Here is a 24,515-nt window from a genome sequence, read left to right as displayed (position 1 = left end):
TGCATAAATAATAGTCAGCGATTTATTTTTTATCAACCATTACCATGTTAATCACGACAATAAGGAAAGTAAGCAATGCCGTATTTTGCTGCGCAGCACTCCTTATTTCGTGCTTATGATATTCGCGGTTCGCGCCAGCATTTCACTACTGATTTTATTCAAGCCTTAGGGCATGCTTTTGCTCATCTTTATAATGTGACACATCCCTCTCCAGTAAAGTATAATTTTAATAACAGCAAACTTGCGCCCAGTTTATCTCAGCACACGCCTAGCGAAAAAACGATCGTCGTGATTGGCTATGATGTACGTCGCGATAGTGACGTTATTGCTCAAAAGCTTGCCACTATACTAAGCCAACACGGTCTACAAGTTATCCAGTTGGGACTGATTACCACTCCTATGATGGTTTTTTGGGCTGAGCAATATTATGGTCACGGTATCATTGTGACTGCCAGTCATTCTGCCAAAGATGTTTTAGGCATTAAGTGGTTGGTTAATCATCAATCTCCTAGCGTTGAAGAGATTCAGGCGCTTTATCAGCAAGTAGCCTATCAGCAGTTAACTGAACGTTCTTTAGACAACGGCATGCTTGAGAAAAGTGGCTTGCATAAAAGCTGCCTCCAAAAAACCGATTTTGAAACAATCAATTTTCGAAAAGCGATTGTTAAAGAAGACAATCAAAAAGACTATAAAGCGTCAAACATTTCACTGAATGTAGTGGATAATCATACTAGTAATCAGCAAACGTCTTTATCGCCTGAGCATGTAGCAGCGCATTATATCGATGCTATTGTGCAAGTATTCAAAGAATTCTATCCGCACAACAACCAACCGCATACTAATATTTTCGGTCATAAAAACAATCAATCACTTCTTACAAAGCTGGATTTGGTGGTTGTTATCGATTGTATGCATGGTGCCACCAGTCATATCGCGCCGCCCTTATTTGAGCGTTTTTGCCACCATGTCATCATACTTAATGACACCCCAAATGGAGATTTTCCGGCGGGAAATCCTGATCCTACTGAACCACATCGGCTCAAACAATTGCAGCAAAGCGTACTCAATCATCAAGCAGATATAGGTATCGCCTTTGATGGTGATGGCGACCGATTAATGATTGTCGATAATATGGGCAAAGTGGTCACGCCCGATCACTTGCTTTACTTATTGGCAAAGGTAACACTGACTGAGCGTCCAGTCGCTTTCACCCAGTTACAATCTCCGCCGCAAATTCTCTTTGATATTAAATGCTCGCATCATTTGCCACCGTTACTGACTGAGCTTGGCGCAGAACCTATCATGAGCAAAACTGGTAGCAGTCTAATGCGCCAACAGATGCAGGACTCTGCTGGGAAAATCGTATTTGCTGGCGAGTTATCAGGGCATTTTATCTTTAACGACAGTCGCTTTATTATCTATGATGATGCCATATATGCAGCCTTAAGGCTGCTACATTGGCTAGCGGCTGATACTGCAAGTAGTCTAAATGTTACGACAAATCTTGCTGATATTATTTATAGCTTGCCGGATATAGTCAGTACTGCTGACCATTATTTGCCGCTCCCAGTAAGCGCGTTAACCGATTGCTCAATCGTTGAGCAGCTGACCCGCCTGTGCTTGTATTTGCAACAACTTATTAAAGCAACTGCTGCACCGTCGCCTTACTCTGACCATCAAGTACTCAGCACCTGTCAGCGGGCGCTTTGTAGTTGCTCTACGAAAAACCCACCTATCAGCATAGAGCAAGCCAAACACTTATTGCCAATTGGCACCAAACTGAGCTGTATCGATGGGGTGCGCTTGGATTTTGCCCATGGTTTTGGGGTGCTGCGCCAATCGAATACTAGCCACAATTTAACGGTACGCTTTGCAGGAGATAGCATGGCACATCTACAAGACATTCAAGCAAAATTTGCCGCGCTATGCCGTCCATTTGATGAAAATCTAGCCGCGCAGATTGTGGCGATTTCTCCTCAGTAGCCAGTTATCAAAACTACTTTTTATCACAAGCACAGCTTTGTTATCCATGATTTTTTATAGCAACAACCAACCGCTTAATACCGTATTTTAGGAGTTTATAATGACATTGAATTTAGATGACGCCAAAATCACCGCTGAAGTCTTGACCACCGCCCTGCCCTATATTCAACGCTTTGTCGATAAACTCATCGTGGTCAAATACGGCGGCAATGCCATGACCGATCCTGCGCTTGAAAGCTCGTTTGCCCGCGATATCGTCTTACTCAAAACCGTTGGTATGCACCCTGTCGTCGTACACGGCGGCGGTCCACAAGTGGATAACTTGTTAAAAGAGCTTGGGCGACACTCAGACCGTATCGATGGGATGCGTGTCACTGACAAAAGCACCATGGATATCGTTGAGATGGTGCTGGGTGGTAGCGTCAACAAATCGATTGTCAGCTTAATTAATAAGCATGGTGGCTGTGCCATTGGTTTGACCGGTAAGGATGCCAATTTGATATTGGCCAAGAAACTGATGATGGAAAAAATTGGCACAGACGGTGTTGCTGTGCCAGTAGATTTAGGCTTTGTCGGAGATGTGGTCAGCGTCAATAAAGACGTGATTAATATGCTGATTGCCTCTGACTTTATTCCTGTTATCGCCCCACTTGGCGTCGATGAAGAAGGCAATACTTATAATATCAATGCGGATTTGGTCGCTGGTAAAGTCGCAGAATTCTTGCAGGCAGAGAAACTTATGCTACTAACCAATATCAAAGGGGTATTGGGTCGTGATGGTGAAGTAGTCACTGGCTTGACGCCTAAGACTGTGGACAGTTTAATTGAAGATGGTACGATTTCAGGCGGTATGATTCCTAAAATTCAGTGTGCGCTTGATGCCGTTCGTAGCGGGGTAAAAAGTGCCGTTATTGTCGATGGTCGCGTGCCGCATGCGACGCTCTTAGAGATTTTCACCAACGAAGGCGTGGGTACTTTGATTAGTCGTGATTTAGATTTGCGCTCAAATTAGCCGCTATAATAATTGCTTTAAAAGCCCGAGCTTGCTATTCAAGCTCGGGCTTTTTTAATTCACAAAACAGCTTTTTTTAAGCGAAATTTGTATCGAACTCGGCTTCATCATAACCGCATAATAGTATCGGCTTATTTTTGTTAGTTAGCTCACCTTCAACTATTGGACGCTTAATCATACTGGTGTTTTCGATCAGTAAGTCAATGGCTTTATCCACGTCGCTATCCGCCACTTGCTTTTGCTCATCAGTCAGCTTGCGCCACGTTGTGCCACGCTTGTTTAACACTTTATCAATACCAACATCCTTGACCCAGCGCTGAACGCTCTCTTTATCGACACCTTGTTTTTTATAATCATGAAAATCATAATTGACACCCAGCTCATCAAGCTTAGCAAATGCCTTTTTCATAGTACTACAAGATTTGATACCGTAAATGGTGATGGTCATAATGTCTCCTCTAGCTTATCTTCTGATGAGTATAAACCTTCTAGAATAGTGCCTTTTAAATTTGATCCAGTGAAAATAGCATCCTCATGGTTAGTGCCTTCAAAGTTTGCATTTTCAAGGTTTGAATTAGTAAAATCAGTGCCATTAAGATTAGCCTTTTTAAAATTAGCACCTACGAAATTAGTATTCGTAAAATTTGCTTCACTCAAATTAGCATCCTCAAGGTTGGCAATCATGAAGTCCGCGCCTTCAGCTTGGACTTTAGTAAAATTCGTTCTTTCTAAGTTAGCACCTGAAAGACACACATTTTTTATATTAGCACCTTTCAAGGAAGACTCTATAAGTTTTGCGTTTTCAAAATTTACACCTTCAAAGTCTACATTTTCAAAATTAGTAACGTATAGTTTGGCATTTTTAAGACTTGCATTTTTAAATGTTGACATAAAAAAAGAGGAAAAAATCGAGTTACCATCATCTAGTATTGTGGAGTCAAAATTACAACCTAAAAATATATTTCTTAAGTCACACTTTCTAAGATCTAGATGATTGAATTGCCCTTCAATATTATAATCTAGCCTATGTATCCAGCTATCAAAGGCTTTTTCATCATTATATTTAACGTTTTTAATCACATTATTAGTATATCTGGCACATAGTGAATGTATTATTAACATATCAATTTCAGCTATATTGCTATATGTTAAATCCTCTTTAAAAGAGCTTAAACTAAGGTTTTTTATAGGTGATTGCCCATTTACTGACATTTGTATCAATTCGATCATTAAACTCTGATATTTTTTTATTTTTTCTAGTCCGTTCTGTTTTAACATCATTATTTTAAACTCACCATCTATAAATCGGTTTAATTCATAGGAGATATATTGAGCACCGCAAATTTTTATCCATTTTTCAAATGCATACTCTACTGTCCAGCCAGAGCCTGCACGACTTCTACCACGCTCAACTTCCTCTAGCATTATTTCTAATTCCAGCATTATCCGTTTTGCTGTTAAATACTCTCCAAAACTTTTATGCGTAAATTCAAAAGTTTTTTCACCTTGACTACCGTCAAATTCTCTAAAGTAAAACGCCATTAATAGACGAATAACACCTGATTCTGCATCGCCTTTAAATTCTTCAAAGTAGCTTGCAATTCCAGCCTCTTTACATCGTTCCATGATCTTATCAATACTAGCGGTTCTACCATTCTCATGCCAAACTACTAATGCAATTTCCTCAAGAATTCGTATAAAGTTTTCTTTCTCAATATTGCTTATTCCAGTATGAGTACGGCTACCCGTATACTTCCGTTCATGGACTGAATCTAGTAAATCTGCATATATCTGATTGAGGTTGGTATCTGTCGTAAATTTTATATCTTGTCTCAAATAGCTCAATGATAAAAGATAATTTAGCAAAGGCTCTTTTGTTATAGGCTCCAAATGTTCAGTTGCTAGTATCTCAGGTAATCCATCAAAGCCCTCACTTTTTAGCTCACCAAATTTCTGCCACCAATCATTACGTTGATCTTCCACTAACAAATTACTGGGATCATCAAAACCATCCCTATCATCTTCGTTAATAAAGTATGGTAATAAATGTAGAATAGTCTTCTGCTTTTTTAACTTGTTTTGCTGTTGCTGGATAGACAGCTCTCGACCAGTGATAATGGATTTCCAGTTTAAACTTCTTTTTTCTCTCAATACTTCCTTTAATTCTTCTGTGAAATTGTTCGCTATATCTTTTGAATTAGTACCCTGCATTGACAGTTCATCCAAACCGTCGAATATGAGAAGAAGATTTAATTCATTTAATAGATTCTCTTGACTTAATATATGGTGATTGTCAAGAAACTGCCTAATAGCATCAGGTAGATAACCATTAATTTTAAAACGATGTAAAGGTATAAACAAAACTGGTATATCGGATTTTTCAGCTAATTCTGCCGCTAAAATCTTAGCAAAAGACGATTTACCTGATCCAGGTCCACCACTAATAACTTTCAAGCTATCTTCTACATCAGTCTGATTAAGCCATTTATTAATTTCTTCATACAGATTGCAGACTTTTTTATTGATATTTTTATTATTAAGGTTAAGCACTTCACTACCTTCAGCCTCTATGTTACTTTCATCGACTTTAATACCATCATTATCTGTTTTTTGTGTGTAATAAGCTCTTAAAGGTACATATACTTGTCTAAGTCCAAAGGCTTCTTCGAAGATACGTTCATTAACTTGCTGCTGGAGCCAGTAGCGATATTCGGATGCCTGTCTTTGCAGTCTATTGACAGTGTTAAACGGTGTATCTAGCTTCTCAACTATCAGGGCGTAATAAGATGAATTTGTACCCCATTCATAATGTAATGACATCGGAAATTGAGATTTAAACTGATAAATAAATGACTTAGTTTGACTATCATTTAATCCTAGCTGCTGTAGCCAACTAACTAAAATAAGAGAGAAGTCTTCTAAAAATGCTAATTTATGCGGTTTGCTAAAAAACTCATTTGTTAGCGTAATTTCAACTTCATTGATTTGGTTAGTGATTTGCTCGCTAACTGTATTCAGTTGAGAAGATTCGATACTATTTTCAAATAAATCATTAAAATCTTCTAATATCTTGGCGATAGCATGAGTTAAAGAACTCACAACAAGCAACCAAGCCCTCTCTTCTACTGGAACTTCTTCTAAGTATATTGATTTAGAGGTACTCGCTAAGCCTTTAACGATACTGGTCAACGCACCTACAGGATTTGCAGTAGCGACTTGAATTGCAGTGCCTGCTACAGTGGACGATGCTTGAAGAAAAAAGTCCTTCAAATCGAATTTGACGTTACGGTTAAGTACGTTGACTGGTTTCTTAAGAATAATTTCACTCATGCTTTATCTACTTTATGATTAATAGGATTATCATCTATTTATAACGATTAACCTACTATTTTCGACTATAACAAACCTACAATCAATCGCAATTTTCGCCAAATTACGCTATGCTATGGCATTATAAAATTTCACCCCATTTATCTGTAATAACCAATTCCGAGCCAACTATGAGCAACGCCGTGACAGCAGAAACTGCTAATACTAATAATACTTCTATCGAAAATGCCCAATATCAGCCGCAACTTATCGAAGCCGCGCAGCAAGCCAAATGGGCAACTGACAAACGTTTTGAAGTGAGTAATGAGCCAAGCGATAAGCCTAGTCGTTATATGCTGTCTATGTTCCCTTACCCAAGCGGAAAGCTGCACATGGGTCATGTGCGTAACTATACCATCTCTGATGTGCTGAGCCGTTATTATCGCCTCAAAGGTTATGAAGTCATGCAGCCAATGGGCTGGGACGGTTTTGGCTTGCCAGCAGAAAATGCGGCAATTGCCAATCAGACGCCGCCTGCCAAGTGGACGTTTGAGAACATTGACAGCATGCGCGCCCAGCTAAAACTGCTTGGCTTGTCTATTGATTGGTCACGTGAATTTGCCACTTGTAGCCCTGAATATTATCAGTGGGAACAGTGGTTGTTTTTGCAGTTATATAAAAAAGGTTTGGTCTATAAAAAGCTTGCGACCGTCAACTGGGATCCGATTGACAATACCGTCCTAGCCAATGAGCAAGTCATCGATGGTAAAGGCTGGCGTAGTGGCGCTATGGTCGAAAAGCGCGACATTCCGATGTATTATTTTAATATCACGGATTATGCTGATGAGTTGTTGGATGATTTGGATCAGCTAGAGGGTCACTGGCCATCTGAAGTTATCACCATGCAGCGCAATTGGATTGGTCGTAGCTCAGGTATGGAAGTGCATTTCCCTTATGAGCTTGCTGGCGAAAGCAATAGCTTGGATGTGTTCACTACCCGTCCTGATACTTTGATGGGCGTCACCTATGTGGCAGTTGCCGCAGAGCATCCGCTAGCCCAATATGCTTCTGAGCATAATGAAGCGATTGCGGCGTTTTGTGCCCTTTGTAAAAAAGGCTCTGTCGCTGAAGCAGATTTGGCTAAAGCCGAAAAAGTCGGTATAGATACTGGTCTGACCGTGACCCATCCATTGACTGGCGAAGAAGTACCTGTTTGGGTTGCCAACTACGTGCTCATGAGCTATGGCTCTGGCGCTGTGATGGCAGTACCAGCGCACGATGAGCGTGATTATGAGTTTGCTACTAAGTACAGCCTGCCTATTAAGCAAGTGATTGATATTCCTGCAAGGTATTTCGATGATATAGAAGAAGGTAATGACAATCGTGCTTATACCGAGCGTAATACCTTAGTCAATTCAGGTGAGTTTGATGGCATGGATTTTGAGCAAGCGTTTGCAGCCATGCTTGCTAAGCTTGAGCCACAATCTCTTGCTAAGAAAAAAATTCAATACCGTCTACGTGATTGGGGTGTCTCGCGCCAGCGTTATTGGGGCTGTCCTATCCCAATGGTTAACTGTGAGCATTGCGGCACCGTGCCAGTTGAAGAACAAGATTTGCCGGTTATCCTACCAACTGATGTCGTCCCTGACGGTCGCGGCAATCCGTTAAAAAACATTCCAGAATTTGTAAATACTACTTGTCCTAAATGTGGCAATCCTGCTGAGCGCGAAACCGATACCTTTGATACCTTTGTGGAATCAAGCTGGTACTATGCCCGCTTTGCCAGCCCAAATGATACGACCAATATGGTCAATAAGTCTGCGGCGAATAAATGGTTACCAGTTGACCAATATATCGGCGGTGTAGAGCACGCCGTCATGCATCTTCTTTATGCACGCTTCTTTCATAAGTTGATGCGTGATGAAAACTTGGTATCAGGTGATGAGCCATTTGCCAATTTAATGACCCAAGGTATGGTACTTGCCGGCACTTTTTACCGTGTTAATCCTGATGGCAGTACTACCTATTACTTCACTAAAGACATCGATATTGACTTTAACGAGCGCGGTCAGCCCATTAAAGCCATCTTAAAATCAGATGGTCAGCCAGTGACGATTGGCAAAATCGAAAAAATGTCTAAGTCAAAAAACAATGGCGTCGATCCACAGATAACCATCGATAAATATGGCGCTGATACCGTTCGTCTTTATACCTTATTTACTGCCCCTGCTGACCAAACGCTTGAATGGTCAGATGACGCACTCAAAGGCCCTTATAACTTTGTTAAAAAGGTCTGGCGCATTGCTTCTGAGCATATGCAAGCGTTAACCGCTGCCAATTTAAGCCTTGATACTCTGAATAATGGCACGCTCAACAATGACGCTTTAAATACAGAGGGTTTAAGCAAAGAAGCCAAAGCCTTGCGCCGTAAGACGCATGAAACCATTGGCAAGATTGATAGTGACTTGGGTAAACGCCTAGCACTAAATACCCCTGTCTCTAGCCTGATGGAACTTGCTAATGAGCTGAGTAACTTTAAAGCTAATAGCGAACAAGAGCTACAAGTACAGCATGAAGCCTTGATTGATTTATTGATTATGCTGTCGGTATATGCGCCGCACATTGGCGAGCACTTACTTGAGCAATTAGGACTTGATACCGTCACCTTAAATTACCCTGCGGTCGATGAAAGCGCACTGGTACAAGACATGATTACCATGGTGATTCAGGTCAATGGTAAAATGCGCGGTAAGATGGATGTAGCACCAAATAGCGACCCTGAGGCTCTTAAGGCACAGGCACGCGCGATTGAAGGTGTGGCAAAGTTCCTGACCGGCGAGATCAAAAAAGAGATCGTCGTACCTAATAAACTGGTCAATATTGTGGTTGCAGGCTAGGGCTACAAACAGCTAATGAAACACTGATGTTTTAGGTTTTCTTATCACAATAAGAATGGCGATTATGACGGATAAGCACCGTGCTATGCCGTCATATCAAACAACATGTAAGGAAAAAAAGCACATGCCTAATAAGTCGAATAGACAGAAACTAGCGACCGCATTACTTGCATCTTTGCCAATGCTTGCCATAGTTGGTGCGACTGCCAGTCTGAGCGGTTGCGGCTTTCAGCTACGTGGTTATGATGCGCCAATGCTGTCTAATGTGGCGAAGACCGCGGTAATTACCGAAGACAATCGCACCGCATTCCCACTGAAGCTGCCACTCACAAAGCGCCTAGAGGCATTGGGCGTTGATGTGATTACTAACATGACCTTGGCTGATGTCGCGAATAACAACCAACAGGTTGGTGCTGAAACCATCGCTGCCATTACTGTCAATAACGTACGTTTTAAGCGTTATGAATTGGTCGGCGTATTGACAGAAATTCGCTTGGTGATATCAGCTGATGTCAGCTATCAAAGCATGGATAACGGTAAGCCTGTGACGCTTACCAATCCTATTCAAGTTGAACGTAGCTATCAGTATAACGAAGCCTCAGTGAGTACCGACGATCAGCAAGGCGATCAAATTCGTGAGTGGCTCTATGACAGTTTAGCGCGACGTATCACCGATCAATATGTGGCAATTGCACTGCCAAAAGTAACACCTGCCAGCGCTACCACCTCTGCTCAAATCGGCAAAGGTACAGGCGCTACGGCGATTCTCGTGCCCAAACCTTAATATAGCTCAAATGTAGCTTAGTAAATTTTTAACTTTGCTTTTTTATTCACAACTTTGTGTGCGTCAGCCTTTATGCAAGATACTTTTATACAAGCCTATCCAAAACTACGCCAATCTTCGATCGCAGTAGCAGGCTTGTGGCTGGCACATGGTGATGAGCCATTATTAAGTCAATGGCTCATCGATGCACTGCGACCGCATTGGCGTGCGCAGAATTACGCCATTAAGCGTATAGAGCTTATATCAATTAAGAGCTGGCAAGAAGTATTGTCAGAGCTTGGTAGTCAGTCTTTATTTGATGATGCCAGTGCCTTGATCGTGACCGGCAATCATAAGCCTGATAAAGCAGTCATTACAGAGCTAGAACGCTTTGCCCAAGACGCTCAAACCGGTGCGCACAGTCATAGCTTATTGTGGTTGACCCCAAAACAAGATAAGCGCGCCCAAAGCAGCAAATGGTTTGCGCCATTTGCTCAATACGGGCACCTCATTGATTGTAATTTATATAATGAGCAGCAGCGCCAACAGTTATTGCAAATACAAGCGCAGCAGTTTGGCTTAAAGCTATCGCAAGAAGCTTGGCAGCTGCTAATGTCACATACCGAACATCATTTGCTCAGTGCCTATCAGACCTTATGGCGTTTATCCTATTTGTTTGCGCCGCAGCTAATGGCGAATAATGATGCTGCTATTCAAGAAAATGGAAACTCTAGCGCGCACCTATTACAGGTCGCACTAGATATTAATGACTTACAAGCAGCACTGGTCAGTGACGCGCAATTTAGTGTGTTTGATTTATCCGACGCGATGCTTGCTGGTAATATTGCCCAAGTCGCCAAAATCATATTTCAGCTCAAAGCCACGGATGAGCCAACGACACTGGTGTTATGGGCAATTAGCAAAGACATGCGACAAGTGATGCAACTAATGGACGGGCAAGACCCGCAAGCTCTTGGTATTTGGCGCAGCAAACAAGGCCTATATCAGCAAGCGTGTCGCCGTCAGTCAAAAGCGCAAGTAGCAGCGTGGCCTGCTCTGCTTTATCGCTGTGACCAAGCGATAAAAGGGTTGATTATTCAGCCAGCGTGGGAGCTATTATTACAAGCTGCGTTAGAGTTATCAGGAAAGCGTTTGTTCCCTACGAAATAAGCAGAGTGATGAGTTATTTATCAGTCAATAATAAACACTACCTTTAACCTGCTTTTTCATCGATAAACTTCCTGCACAAATCCAAATCTCCTCTGCAAAACCTGCATCAATATCTGTGCTTAACCTTTCGCAAACTAACTCCCATTCCCTTTTGTCCATTGAGCCTCTATTATAGAGTCGGTGAAAAGCAATATCGATACAACACGTACTACTGGTGCAAATTTTTCTTGCTTGCTGTGCCTACGCAGACAGAGGCTGCAAAAAATTTACACCAGCAATACGGTAGCGACTTTAAAGTATTTCAACTATAGTTACATTTGATTTTATTGTTATTGGATTGTCGTCATGCGCAAAATCAGCAAAAAGCCTGCTATCAAATGGGGCATTATTGCCTTAGTCATTATCGCCTTAGGCGTTTTAGCCTATCAAACCTTAAAACCAAAAGAAGCCACACCCAACTATCTGACAGCGACTGCTGAGATTGGCGATATCGAAAATAACGTTATGGCATCGGGTAAAGTTAAAGCGCTTAATACCGTCGATGTCGGTGCGCAAGTATCTGGTGAGGTGACACGGCTGTTCGTTGAAGTCGGTGATGAAGTGCAAAAAGGCGATTTAATTGCGCAGATTGACCAAGTGACGCAAAAGAATAATTTGAGCAATGAGCAAGCCAGCCTTGAACAAAGCGAAGCGGGTTTACAAAGCGCACGAGCTGAGTCGTTAAGTCGTCAAGCAGGTCTCAAAAGTGCGCAAGCGGATCTTGCCAGCCGTCAAGCTGAGTTAAGACAAGCGCAAGCAGACTTTTCACGCTTGCAAGGTTTACTCGCTATCGATGCGATATCACAGCAAGATTATGATACACAAGGGACAAAGGTACAAACCGCGCAGGCAGCAGTCGCCAATGCACGTGCCTCTATCGACACGGCCAAAGCCGCTATTGCCACTACTGCAGCGAATATTAACAGTCAGCAGGCGGCGTTACGTAAATCTCAGACCAACGTCAGTACTGCGCAGGAAGATTTAAGCTACACTACCATTCGTGCACCGATGTCAGGCACCGTGGTATCTGTAACCACTGAGCAAGGGACGACGGTCAACGCCAATCAAACCGCGCCAACTATTGTCACATTAGCTGATTTATCTACCGTTCGCATCAATGCCCAAATCTCTGAAGCCGACGTCATTAACGTTAAAGCAGGCTTGCCAGTCTATTTTAATATCATCGGTAATCCTGATCAAAAATATGATTCGATCCTTAAAGCGATTGAACCGGCTCCTGAAAAAATCAGCGATACCAGCTCGACCGATGCTGCCATTTATTATGTCGGTTATATCGAAGTGCCCAATATCGAGCGCCGCTTTCGTATCGATATGACCGCGCAAGTTTATATCGTTATTAATCAAGCAAAAGACGCGCTACTTATTCCATCTGCCGCACTGCAACCTGCCGGTCAATCTAAAAAATCTGGAAATGATAAAACAGCGTCTGCCACTTCAGCTAATCCTCATGGCGATTTTGGCACAACTATGGCGAATGTTCGCGTTCTTAAAGCTGATGGCACAGTGGTTGAACAAGCGGTCAAAGTCGGTATCAATAATCGCGTCAATGCTGAGATATTGAGCGGTCTCAAAAAAGGTGATGAGGTTATCTTAAGCGAAGAAGGACCAGATAGTGGCAGTAAAGGCGGTGGCAGAGGCGGTCGACCGTTCTAGCCCTAACTCCGGAATCAAACATAATAAGACTTAAATGAAATTTACAATAGTCACAAATCAGCTTTGATATTGATTGAGATAAGCAGGATAGTAAATGAGCAGCCAAGACCTTTATGCTAACGCCGCCACTGATAAGCCTTTGATGCAAGTCAAAGGCTTGATCAGAGAGTTTAAAGCGGGCGAGCAGACCATTCGTGTATTGCACGATATCAATCTAACCATCCATCAAGGCGAGATGGTGGCTATTATTGGGCAATCAGGCTCAGGCAAGTCAACCTTGATGAATATTTTGGGCTGCTTGGACCAAGCGACTGCCGGTGATTATCAAGTATTTGGGCAATCCGTGAACCGTTTAGCCCCTGATGAGCTGGCAAAACTGCGCCGTGAGCACTTTGGTTTTATTTTTCAGCGTTACCATTTATTGGGTGATATCAGTGCACGTGACAATGTCTCTGTGCCTGCCGTCTATGCAGGGATGGACGGGCAAGCACGTAATGAGCGTGCCGAACAGCTCTTATCAGACTTGGGACTGGCGGACAAAGTCAATAATCGTCCAAGCCAGCTATCGGGTGGTCAGCAGCAGCGTGTGTCTATCGCAAGGGCGCTGATGAATGGCGGCGATATCATCTTAGCCGATGAGCCGACAGGCGCGCTTGATAGCAAATCAGGTAAAGATGTCGTACAAATCTTAAAAAATCTAAATGCGCAAGGTCATACCATTATTATGGTGACGCATGACCCCGGTCTTGCTGCCCAAGCTGAGCGCGTGATTGAAATCAAAGACGGTTATATCATTGCCGATTATAAAAACGAAGACTATCAGCGCCCAGTAGCACAATTTTCGTCGATAATAGACAAGCACCGTAAGAGTGCTTTTGGCAGCTTTATCGACCGCTTGCTTGAATCGTTTAAAATGTCTTTACTTGCCATGCGTGCTCACAAAATGCGCACCCTGCTGACAATGTTGGGTATCATCATTGGTATTGCCTCTGTGGTATCAGTTGTCGGGCTCGGTAAAGGCTCACAAGAGCAGATATTGTCCAATATTAGCTCGCTAGGCACCAATACTATTACCATTACTGACGGCTACCCTTACGGCGATCCTAGACGTCAGTACAATGATGACAATTTGACCCCACAGGATGCCCAAGCGGTTGCTGACCAGCCTTATGTACTCAGTGTCAGTCCGCAGCTTAATAGCAATATGAGCGTCCGCTATCGTAATGTTCAAGAAGCCGCGAGTATCAGCGGGGTTGGTAAAGATTATCTCGATGTCAGTGGTGAAACACTGGCAATGGGTCAAGGCTTTGATGAACAAAGCATCTTACGCCGCACCCAAGATATTATTATCGACAGCAATGCGCATAAAACCTTCTTTCCTACTACAGCAAACCCTATCGGTGAGGTACTGCTGATAGGTAGCGTTCCTGGGCGCGTGATTGGCGTTTTAGAGCCAAACGAGGGCGGCTTTAGTAGAAGTGTCGACTCCCCTACTTTATATATGCCTTACACCACCATGATGTCACGTCTCATAGGTAGCGCTTATATTGAAAGTTTTGTGGCGCTGATTGACAACAATATATCCTCTTCTGCCGCTGAGTCTGCCATCTCAAATCTGATGAAAAGCCGCCACGGTACCGATGACTTTCGTATACGTAATTCTGACTCTATCCGTCAAACCATTGAGTCTACTACGGCAGCAATGACCTTGCTGATTTCATCTATCGCCATTATCTCGCTTATCGTAGGTGGTATTGGCGTCATGAATATCATGCTGGTATCGGTGACCGAACGTACCAATGAGATTGGCGTACGTATGGCTGTCGGCGCACGCCAAAGCGATATCATGCAGCAGTTTTTGATTGAAGCGGTGTTGGTCTGTATATTAGGGGGACTGCTGGGTATTGGCATGGCATTTGCCATTGGTGAGCTAATTAACCGTGTGGGCGGCGACAGTTTTAAAGTCATTTATTCATCGACGTCTATTATTGCCGCCTTTGTGTGCTCAACGCTTATCGGCGTGGTATTTGGTTTTTTACCAGCACGCAATGCTGCCAAACTTGACCCTGTCGAAGCGCTGTCTAGAGATTAGTAAGAGTCTAAGCAGAAAATTTTAAATTATCCTTTTCAAAATAAAAAACTGACTGTGATAATAAGTTACTCGACATCCAAATAAGGCTTAAATTTAAAAATTGCTCATTATTATCTAAGATTTTTCACTTTTTTGCTCATTCGGGGTTGTATTTGTCTTAATTATATATATAATGTGCTCTCACGTTTAGAGATACAAATTATCTAAATATGAAACAAGCTTGATGCCTCTTTTTGATATTGACCAGTCGATAAATAAAGAAGTTAAGCTTACCGAAAATTCTTCTAATAGAATTTTCTCTTGTAGAGTTAAAAAGCACTGCTTTTTAATACACTCTTCAGGGCCGATAGCTCAGTTGGTAGAGCAGTTGACTTTTAATCAATTGGTCCCGCGTTCGAGTCGCGGTCGGCCCACCATTTTTAGTATTATCCTTGTTATGTATGCTACCCTATCCAGTAGTGGCGTAATAAGTTTAAAGACATGCTTTTTGATGTCTAGTTTTAATAAGTTTCCCTTTAAGGAAATTTATCTTGCGAAGCTAAAATTGTAATACAATTTTTTAACGCTTCTCAGGGCCGATAGCTCAGTTGGTAGAGCAGTTGACTTTTAATCAATTGGTCCCGCGTTCGAGTCGCGGTCGGCCCACCATATTTAGGAAAGCCCAATCATTTAATGATTGGGCTTTTTTTTGTTCATATTATTTAATATCTATTTATAGTCAGTGAAAAGTAATATCGATACAACACGTACTATAGTCGATTCCAAATAAAGTAGATACATCATGTTTTGACGCGGCACTGGTATAAATTTTTCTGGCGTGCTGTGCCTGCGCAGACAGAGGCTGCAAAAAATTTACACCAGCAATACTGTCGCGACTTTAAAGTATTTCAACTATAGTTAAGGGATATCCACTCTTCTTCGAGCAAACTTAACTTGTGAAAACATGAGTTTAAAACTATTTTGTAGTGTTGTTTTGCATGGTTCGTTTGGTGTCCGTTTTATTAGTTTTTCAAAGTCTTCTTTACTAATTTCAGCCCTTTTGCCGTGCGCTAGTAACAAAATATCTGGTTGCAGTGCTTTAACTTTGTTCAATGATGCACGGTAAGCATCAGGCAACGTAATCAAATAAGGCGACACAAATTTATTTTTGATGAGTAATATCAGATCTGCGGTATACGCTTGCTTACTTTGCGGATGCCATAAGGACAAGTCTCGATCGGTATGCCCTGGGGTCTCCAAGACGATCCAGTCGTCAAAATTTGGCACACGGTCGCCATCTTGAACATTGATATCCGCTTTTAAAATAGGGTGGTACCAGACGTTGGTGATCGACTTGCCTTGGCGACTGGCGACATAATAAGTCAATCCTAAATCATTCAAATGAGCGATTCTACCCAAAACACCATGATACCAAGGCTTATCAGACATCGCAGTAACTATTTGACAGCCAGTTTTTTGCTGCAACAGCTTAGCACCGCCCGCATGATCGGGATGCATATGCGTGACCATGACTGTCTTAAGTTGCTCAACCGGACGTTTTAGAGTATCGGTAATATACGCTAAAATTTTATCGACATCACATCGACACCCTGAATCTAGCAATAATAACTTGTCAGGATAAACCGCCATATACGTTGTCTGAATATATCCCTCTATTGCAACGATATCTACTAAACTCATAATATCCCTTTATCTAATATAACGCTTATATTAGCCATTTAAATATCCATGTATGAAAGCAAAGGCTATATTTAACCAGCTTATTCATTGCCGTATTCTTGATTTTATTAAGCAATATAGTCGGTGAAAAGTAATATCGATACAACACGTACTACTGGTGCAAATTTTTCTTGCTTGCTGTGCCTACGCAGACAGAGGCTGCAAAAAATTTACACCAGTAGTACTGTAGCGACTTTAAAGTATTTCAACTATATGATTAGTCATTATACCGTTCAATACGGGTTTAAAAGTGATATTAAGTGAACGCTTGTGACTAAAGATTATTTTGATCAAAAAATAAAATTTCTCATAAAAAAACCCAGCACAGTGGCTGAGTTCTTTATTAGAGATTTAAATACGAATATATTAAGCCATATTAGGATTAAGCCATATTAGGCAAGGTCACGAACCTTTGGCTCACGCTCCCATAGACGCGATTTGGCATTTTCAATAAAGACATCCAAATCAGATAATGGCGTGACGAACGCATCTTTTTCAATTGGTAGCTTACTTAAGATAAACTCATCCGTTGCCCCGCAATAAGAAATCGCTTTACAGTGTACATAGGCGTCCGTAAACCAATCTAACGTGGCACTGTCTTTAGCCAGCTTTTTAGCTTGGTCTGGCATAATGATACTGACGACCGCATCGAACATCACGGACGGACCCCCTGCTACGCGCTCATCAGCTTGTATGATAGTATCATCGTCTAATGTGACTTCTTTATTCGGTGCAATAATTTTGACACTGGCACCTTGCGCTTGCGCCGCCTTCTCATACTTTTCTATTTCACTATGCTTTGAGCCTTCCGCCACTAGAATACCAATCATGCGACCCTTTAAGCTCTTAGGTGACAGACCAATCGTTCTTACGGCAGGAGATATTTCCATATCTTGGATAGGTGCGGCAGCATCAGCAGCTTCCGGCAACTCCATACCCAACGCTTTTGCCACACGACTTGCTAAATCTTCATCGATATTACGTAGATGACCGAGCGTACGACTGCGTACATGCGCCGTATCTACTTTACCTAGCTCAAAGGCATAAGCTGAGGCAATGTGTGCTTGCTCAATTGTCGTTTGGCTACGATAGAACATACGCGGCTGACTATAATGATCAGCGAAGCTCTCCGCGCGTATGCGACCTTTAACACCATCATCTAGCGTCTCGGCAAAAGACGCAAAGCCTCTTTTAACACTCTCACGTGGTCTGGTTGGATCTAGACTTTGTGGCTCGTATAGGACACGAGTCTTTGGCACTTGCATCTGCATATGACCATCTTGCTGATTATTGGCAAATGGACATTTCGGTGCATTGATTGGAATCTGAGCAAAGTTCGGTGAGCCCAAACGTGACAGCTGGGTATCTAAGTAGCTGAATAGGCGACCTTGTAATAAGGGGTCGTTACTAAAATCGATACCCGGTGGTACATGCGATGGACAGAAAGCTACTTGCTCCGTTTCAGCAAAGAAATTATCAGGATAACGATTTAACACCATTTTTCCAACGATTTTGACTGGTACCATTTCTTCTGGAATCATCTTGGTGGCATCTAAATGGTCAAACGGAAATTTGCTTGCTTCTTCTTCAGTGAATAATTGCACGCCAAATTCCCATTCAGGAAAATCGCCATTATTAATCGACTCAAACAAGTCGCGGCGATGATAATCTGGATCGGCACCAGAGATTTTTACTGCTTCATCCCATGTCGTTGATTGCACACCAAGCACCGGTTTCCAGTGAAAACGCATAAAGGTACTTTTGCCCGCTTTATTAATCAGACGATAGCTATGAATACCAAAACCTTCGATCATGCGTAAGCTACGCGGTATCCCACGATCACTCATTAACCAAATAACGTTGTGCATGGTTTCAGGACTTAATGACACGAAATCCCAAAAAGTATCGTGAGCAGAAGCGGCTTGCGGGAAACCGCGATCCGGTTCAGGTTTAACCGCATGGACAAGATCTGGGAATTTCATCGCATCTTGGATAAAGAAAATAGGCATGTCATTACCGACCAAATCCCAGTTTCCTTCTTCGGTATAGATTTTGACTGCAAAGCCACGTACATCACGTGGCGTATCTTTTGAGCCTTTACTACCAGCAACAGTCGAAAAACGCGTAAATAAAGGCGTCTGCTTACCGGTCTCAGTCAAAATTTTAGCCGTAGTATATTCTTCTAGTGATTCGGTCAGCTCAAAATAACCGTGTGCAGCACTACCACGCGCATGCACAATACGCTCAGGAATACGCTCATGGTCAAAGTGATGAATCTTTTCACGTAAGACGAAATCCTCTAATAGCGTTGGACCGCGCGGTCCTGCTTTGAGTGAGTTTTGATTGTCCGAAATTGGCACACCCTGCTGGGTAGTCAGTATTTTGGTGTCGTCACCGGCACGTTGATGGGTTTCACCACCATTGCCACGTTCCATATTCATGTCTTTAGCGGGGTCAGTATGATCAATATTCTTATTCATAAAATATCCTAGCTAGCTGATGAGTAAAAATGGGCTATCAATAGACCATTTAATAAGTGCTAACACAGTGTTTATATCCGTAGAGATAATGGCCATTGCAAATGTCCGTTTATTTTCTGTGTTGTAGCACGGTTAAAGATAGAACTTGACTCAAGCAATGATGAGATCAACAATTATCTTACTCAAAAATCTTGGTCAGGTATGTCAACTATATCGTTAAGCGTGTTGATGTTTGGTTAAGAAAAATAGGCATTAGTTAAGCTTAAAAACGATTGTAACACCTATTATTTTTAACAATATAGCGTTGTCATGTAGTTATTCTTTACGCTATTCTGTAATAGGTGTCTGCTCATTTGTGTTGAAAGGGTGGATCGGTTTTGAAATACGCTATTTTTCACTGAAATTTTTTAACTAACATAATGAGGCTACCCATGACCATGACATTTACTTCTATTAAATCATCTAAGCGCTATGGCGAAAAGTTATTGTACAGCGCCTCTTTGGGCTTAGCGGCATTAGCATTACTGCTGAGTCAAACAGCGGCAGCCATTACAACTAAAAACGTCACTTATACGGTAGATAACCAGCCATATGAAGGTTATTACGCCAAAGCTGACAAAGTTAATGCGCCATTTATCTTACTGATTCATGATTGGGATGGGCTAACAGACTATGAGCGTAAGCGAGCTGATATGTTGGCAAGTGAGGGCTATAACGTACTGGCTGCTGATATGTTTGGGCAAGGCATCCGCCCGACGAATATTGAAGACAATAAACGCTTAACCGCAGCACTATATGACGATCGCAGCAAAATGCGCCGCTTACTTCAAGGCGCATTGAGCGCCGGTCAAGAGCAAGGCAATGATGCACGCAAAGGCGTAACGATGGGATACTGTTTTGGCGGTACGGTTGCTTTAGAGCTAGCACGCTCAGGCTTTCCGCAAAAAGCGTTTGTGCCCTTCCATGGTGCCTTTGATACCCCCACGGGTCAAAGTTATGATAAGACTACTGGAGAGATATTGGTATTTCACGGGTCTGCGGATGAATCTGTCTCCCTTGAAAGCTTTGCCACTTTGGGTAAGACGTTAGAAGCTGCCAAGGTACCACATGAGATGCTAACCTATAGTGGTGCACCACATGCCTTTAGCGTGTTCGGCAGCGATAGATATGATGCTCGCGCTGATGAGCGTTCTTGGAAACGTTATTTAGATTTTTTAGCAGAAGCCTATAAATAATCTGACTATATGCAAACCATCTATAGTTGAAATACTTTAAAGTCGCTACCGTATTGCTGGTGTAAATTTTTTGCAGCCTCTGTCTGCGTAGGCACAGCAAGCAAGAAAAATTTGCACCAGTAGTACCTGTTGTATCGATATTACTTTTCACCGACTATAAATAACTTTAAATAAAAAAACCTCTCAATCGATCGTTGTAAGATCTTGATTAAGAGGTCTTTTTTTCAAATATTCGCCGATCTATTGTTTTTGGAATACCAATAGCTGGTTATTAGCCGGCATCGCATACTGAACAGATAGTCTTAGATGATGTGTCTTCGCCAAGGCTATTATATCTTCTAAATGACGAATACCGCTCTTTGGGTCGCGTTGTTGTAGACTGATATCAAACTGCTGATTACCCGCACTGGTGTAATGCCCATTTTCGTTAAACGGTCCATAAACGATTAATTTTCCATTGATAGGTAAAGCATTACCCACTAGTGAAAATAATTGTTCAACCAAAAGCCATGAGATGATATGCAGGGTGTTGGCGGTAAATATCGCATCATAGGGCTGATTGCTAGCAAGACTAATCGGTAATGGATCGACTGCCAGATCAAAAGCCAGTGGCGCATATAGATTGGACGCAGGATAAGCAGTATGCCAAGCATTGATAGTGGCATGATGAGCAACCACATCACTGGTCTGCCATGTTAAATGGGCCAATCTCGGTGCAAAATACACACTATGCTGACCCGTCCCTGAACCCACTTCTAATACACGAGTAAAATCTTGCAACTCTTGCTGTAAAACGTCCAAAATCGGCTGTTTATTATTTTCACACGCTTGAGAAAACGGCAAGGTTGAAGCATCAAAGAGATGATTGCTTGTTGCAGCGTTTTTATTCATAGGCTTTTCTCTCCTCTTTCATCTGACAATAAATATCCCAAATAGCTGATAAATAAACAATTAATAAATACCCGCTTCTAGCCCAGCTGCCAAGGTCATCGCCAGCTCTTCGACTTGTTCGGTAAACGCTTCTTGCCAATCACCTTGTAAAATCAGCGCTTCTTGAATCCATTGCCAACGCAGTCCTGTCGTAATCGTCTTCATAGCAAGCTTGGTGCCCGTACCATCATGCCCTGCACGTATGTATAAGGCAAATGGCATGCCCTGCTTCTCTTCTAGTACAGGATAATAGCAACGATCAAAAAAGTCTTTGGTCAGCCCTGCCATATAAGCCAAGTTCTCAGTCGTGCCTAATAATAATGCATCGGCTGCCAATACATCTTCAGGCTGAGTATCTTGCGGCGACTTTAGCACCACATTGATATCTATATCAGGATGATTGGCACCGTCATAAGCCGCTTGGGCTAATTTTTTGGTATTAGGCGACGGCGCATGGGCAACAATAAGTAAGGTTTTGCTAGCCATATCAATCACCCTTATAGAGGTTACTAGTTTTTGGAATTAGTAATCCTTGGAATCAATAGCTCTCAGAATTAATAGCTCTTAGAATGAATAATCACTTTTTGAAAAATATCAGGATGGATACTTTTCGCAACCGGACAAGTGAGCGCGGTGTTATAGAATATTTTTTGCGTCTTGTCATCTAACTCTTGATTGAAAGTAATAGCGATATGTACTTCACTGACACGTCTTGGATCAGCTGCCATAACTTTCGTCACTTCAGCGGTAGTACCTGCGATATCAATTTCCATATCACGTGCTTTTATGCCGATAATGGTCAACATGCAACTTGCTAAGCTGGTCGCCAATAAATCAGTCGGTGAAAAAGCTTCGCCCTTACCTTGATTATCAACTGGTGCATCAGTAATGATTTCATTGTTTGATTGCAAATGAATAGCGCTAGTGCGCAAATCGCCTTGGTAGGTTACTTTTGAGGTTGTCATAGAGCTCTCTTTGGTATTTAGAACGTAAGTTCTTAGGCTTAGAAATCCTTAGAAAAAAATTCCTGTATTTAGTTAAACGGCTTGAACTAATTGGTTAAATTGACATTGAGAAAGCCAATCTAGCTGTTTTTTATTTTTTAAAGATCTGTTAGCTGCTATTTAGGTATGCCTTTTCTTCTAGGATTCAAAAACCAAGTTGAGATTAAATCAATAAATTGCCAAACATCGTCATCCTTAGGCTTTAAATAGCTTTCTGAATTAGGGTCTTCACCCATTTTCTCAAAAATTTCGACAAGCCAATTAGGACCATGTCCTGAAGCAGACAACTCTGTTAACCATGACTCTAGTTCACCATTAGGGACAACAAATAAACCATAATCTGCTAGTTTATCAAAAAAGTTTTGCAGTGCTTCTTTATCTTCTCCAGAAAAAATTTGAATTCCTCCGTCCAGTTTCATATTCTTCCCTGAATCTTCAAATTTTTTCTTTAAGGCTTGTCTTAAAGTAGCCAAAGATGATCTTTCTAACTCAGGTATAGAGCCACTGTCAAGAAACCCTGTCCATACACTACCACCATCTTTAACAACATCTATATCAACTATTCCTGCAACAGGAATACCCAGCTCACGCAAAGGTTTTATTATAGTTTTAACCGTTTGCTTATTTTGGGCATGAAGAAATAGACAATTAGGTATTCCTCTCTGACCATCACTTTTTAAAAGGCGATCATTAATTTCTTGATAAAATGCTCGGTCAGCATCTGATTCTGTGACTACAACAAACTCATAAAAAAGTCCACTTAAAACGCCAGTTGAGCGTAATAGAGGATTTCTCATAAGCTTCAAGATATCTTCGTTAGGAAGGATCCTAGCTGTGGCAACATCATTTCTATAGGTTAACCTTACAATATTTACGGGAGCACCCGACTGGATACATCCCATAACAAAATTAGGGCTATGAGTTGCTACAAATAATCTTTTATCAGTCCCTGACATTATTTGGGAGACTTCTTTTCCAAGTTTAAAAGAGAGTGAGGGGTGTAGAAAAGCTTCAGGTTCATCCATCAATAGTACTGAGGGATCACCAGCGATCATTTCAGTTACCATTCCAGTAAAAGCTTTTACACCATCACTTGCTAAAGATATAGGTAGGGCTTTAGCATGAAAATCAACGGCTTCCTGATGGATTCCTCTTTCTTCCATAGTATCTTTGGGAGGAACTTTTGAAAGACGAAGATTCAGTTGCCCTAGATTTGTAGGATCTATAACTAGATATTTTCCAAAAGCTTCATAAATTATTCGACTAACTTCCTTTCTTTTATCATCATCCCTGAATAGTACTTGAAAACTCGAGTGAGGTGGTTGTTGAAGATTTCCAGCATCTTGCTGGTTAACTAAATTAATTCTATTACTACCATTAAGTATTAGAGTATTGTAAGAAAGAAACCATGTACAAGTATGATTGGGTTGTAAATTAGGAGTAAGTAAAGCTTCCCTAAATTGAGCTTCAGGAACTTGATGTCTAGTATGCCCTTTTCCAACAAAAATATAACCGGGATGAATAGCTTCATTAGGATTAGGTTCAAGAATTAATGATTTAATTTTCGATTCAAGTAGAAGTTCATCAATTCCCTCTAACTCGATATCCTCAATAATTACATCGCTAGCAAACTTATTCCCACTCATACAGAATTGTTGAATTTCCGATAGTATTTTACTTTTGCCTGAATTATTCGGACCAACAAACACTGTTATAGGCATAGCTTTTATTATTTGAGGTTCTAAATCTTCTGCACGCCCAAATTTCAACTTTATATCTTTTAACATTTATAACTCCATTATTGATATAGTTCTAATAGAGTATTGTCCTACAAATGTAGCAATTAAAGCTATTAATAAATCCCCAGCCAAAGAAAAACCCCCTTCGACATAAGTCGAAGGGGGTTTTTCAGGAATAGAGAGCTGACGATGACCTACTCTCACATGGGCGAACCACACTACCATTGGCGCGACGATGTTTCACTTCTGAGTTCGGTAAGGGATCAGGTGGGGCCATCGTGCTATTGTCGTCAGCAAAGGGGGTTAGATATGAGTCTGTTATTATTGTTTTGACGTCAAGATATTATCTATTGGTCGACCAACTTGTAACCTAACTGAATCAAGGTTAAAGGTGATATCGAAATATATATATTCTATAAGCAATGCTTATACAAGATAGATTAATTAGAGCTTTCATACAAACCACTTG

16 protein-coding genes, 2 tRNA genes and 1 rRNA gene are annotated in these 24,515 nt (G+C 41.6%); 10 read left to right on the top strand and 9 right to left on the bottom strand.

Going from position 1 to position 24,515, the window contains the following annotated elements; all coding sequences use genetic code 11:
* The first annotated feature begins 75 nt into the window (after positions 1–75).
* Positions 76–1,983 (top strand): phosphomannomutase, encoded by a 1,908-nt coding sequence (locus tag PSYC_RS03050; RefSeq protein ID WP_041757518.1) that lies wholly within the window; start codon positions 76–78, stop codon positions 1,981–1,983.
* Between the two features lie 100 nt (positions 1,984–2,083).
* Positions 2,084–2,995 carry an acetylglutamate kinase gene (gene argB / locus PSYC_RS03045; protein ID WP_011279869.1) on the top strand — a complete coding sequence of 304 codons (912 nt, stop codon included), beginning with the start codon at positions 2,084–2,086 and terminating at the stop codon, positions 2,993–2,995.
* A gap of 76 nt (positions 2,996–3,071) precedes the next feature.
* Here argB and PSYC_RS03040 read toward each other — a convergent pair whose 3' ends face one another.
* A complete protein-coding gene (locus PSYC_RS03040; protein WP_011279868.1) occupies positions 3,072–3,443 on the bottom strand; it encodes a Spx/MgsR family RNA polymerase-binding regulatory protein in 372 nt (123 codons plus the stop codon).
* Entirely contained in the window at positions 3,440–6,325 is a 2,886-nt protein-coding gene (locus PSYC_RS03035) for a pentapeptide repeat-containing protein (protein WP_011279867.1), read from the bottom strand. Before PSYC_RS03035 ends, PSYC_RS03040 begins: the two co-directional genes overlap by 4 nt.
* Before the next feature lie 170 nt (positions 6,326–6,495).
* On the opposite strand from PSYC_RS03035, the gene leuS reads away from it, so the two are divergent.
* From leuS to PSYC_RS03000, 7 genes are all read left to right on the top strand, one after another.
* Entirely contained in the window at positions 6,496–9,201 is a 2,706-nt protein-coding gene (gene leuS, locus PSYC_RS03030) for a leucine--tRNA ligase (RefSeq protein ID WP_227500348.1), read from the top strand.
* Positions 9,202–9,325: 124 nt separating this feature from the next.
* Positions 9,326–9,985: a hypothetical protein gene (locus tag PSYC_RS03025; RefSeq protein WP_011279865.1), complete on the top strand. Its 660-nt coding sequence runs from the start codon at positions 9,326–9,328 to the stop codon at positions 9,983–9,985.
* A 72-nt stretch (positions 9,986–10,057) separates the two neighbouring features.
* Positions 10,058–11,134, top strand: coding sequence for a DNA polymerase III subunit delta (gene holA, locus PSYC_RS03020; protein WP_011279864.1), 1,077 nt, complete (start codon positions 10,058–10,060; stop codon positions 11,132–11,134).
* 345 nt (positions 11,135–11,479) lie between these two features.
* Entirely contained in the window at positions 11,480–12,847 is a 1,368-nt protein-coding gene (locus tag PSYC_RS03015; protein WP_011279863.1) for an efflux RND transporter periplasmic adaptor subunit, read from the top strand.
* Between the two features lie 94 nt (positions 12,848–12,941).
* Complete coding sequence (locus PSYC_RS03010) at positions 12,942–14,939, top strand: MacB family efflux pump subunit (RefSeq protein ID WP_011279862.1); 1,998 nt, start codon at positions 12,942–12,944, stop codon at positions 14,937–14,939.
* 340 nt (positions 14,940–15,279) lie between these two features.
* Positions 15,280–15,355: transfer RNA gene (locus PSYC_RS03005), tRNA-Lys, on the top strand.
* A 156-nt stretch (positions 15,356–15,511) separates the two neighbouring features.
* Positions 15,512–15,587, top strand: a tRNA-Lys gene (locus PSYC_RS03000).
* Positions 15,588–15,836: 249 nt separating this feature from the next.
* On the opposite strand, the gene PSYC_RS02995 is transcribed toward PSYC_RS03000, so the two are convergent.
* Together PSYC_RS02995 and PSYC_RS02990 are read right to left on the bottom strand one after the other, a co-directional pair.
* On the bottom strand, positions 15,837–16,619 hold the full coding sequence (locus PSYC_RS02995) for an MBL fold metallo-hydrolase (RefSeq protein WP_011279861.1): 783 nt from the start codon (positions 16,617–16,619) through the stop codon (positions 15,837–15,839).
* 431 nt (positions 16,620–17,050) lie between these two features.
* On the bottom strand, positions 17,051–19,138 hold the full coding sequence (locus tag PSYC_RS02990; protein ID WP_011279860.1) for a catalase: 2,088 nt from the start codon (positions 19,136–19,138) through the stop codon (positions 17,051–17,053).
* Positions 19,139–19,569: 431 nt separating this feature from the next.
* On the opposite strand from PSYC_RS02990, the gene PSYC_RS02985 reads away from it, so the two are divergent.
* Entirely contained in the window at positions 19,570–20,373 is an 804-nt protein-coding gene (locus PSYC_RS02985; RefSeq protein WP_011279859.1) for a dienelactone hydrolase family protein, read from the top strand.
* A gap of 240 nt (positions 20,374–20,613) precedes the next feature.
* Here PSYC_RS02985 and PSYC_RS02980 read toward each other — a convergent pair whose 3' ends face one another.
* From PSYC_RS02980 to rrf, 5 genes are all read right to left on the bottom strand, one after another.
* Complete coding sequence (locus PSYC_RS02980) at positions 20,614–21,264, bottom strand: DUF938 domain-containing protein (protein WP_011279858.1); 651 nt, start codon at positions 21,262–21,264, stop codon at positions 20,614–20,616.
* 60 nt (positions 21,265–21,324) lie between these two features.
* Positions 21,325–21,789: a flavodoxin family protein gene (locus PSYC_RS02975; protein ID WP_011279857.1), complete on the bottom strand. Its 465-nt coding sequence runs from the start codon at positions 21,787–21,789 to the stop codon at positions 21,325–21,327.
* Positions 21,790–21,857: 68 nt separating this feature from the next.
* On the bottom strand, positions 21,858–22,268 hold the full coding sequence (locus tag PSYC_RS02970; protein WP_011279856.1) for an OsmC family protein: 411 nt from the start codon (positions 22,266–22,268) through the stop codon (positions 21,858–21,860).
* 155 nt (positions 22,269–22,423) lie between these two features.
* Positions 22,424–24,094, bottom strand: a complete 1,671-nt coding sequence (locus tag PSYC_RS02965) for an ATP-dependent nuclease (protein ID WP_011279855.1) — start codon at positions 24,092–24,094, stop codon at positions 22,424–22,426.
* Between the two features lie 133 nt (positions 24,095–24,227).
* Positions 24,228–24,341, bottom strand: a 5S ribosomal RNA gene (gene rrf / locus PSYC_RS02960).
* Between the last annotated feature and the right edge of the window lie 174 nt (positions 24,342–24,515).

This window comes from Psychrobacter arcticus 273-4, assembly GCF_000012305.1.
In the GTDB taxonomy this organism is placed as follows: Bacteria; Pseudomonadota; Gammaproteobacteria; order Pseudomonadales; family Moraxellaceae; genus Psychrobacter; species Psychrobacter arcticus.
Note: the sequence above shows the minus strand (reverse complement) of the source record. Positions and strands in the feature narration are given on the sequence as shown.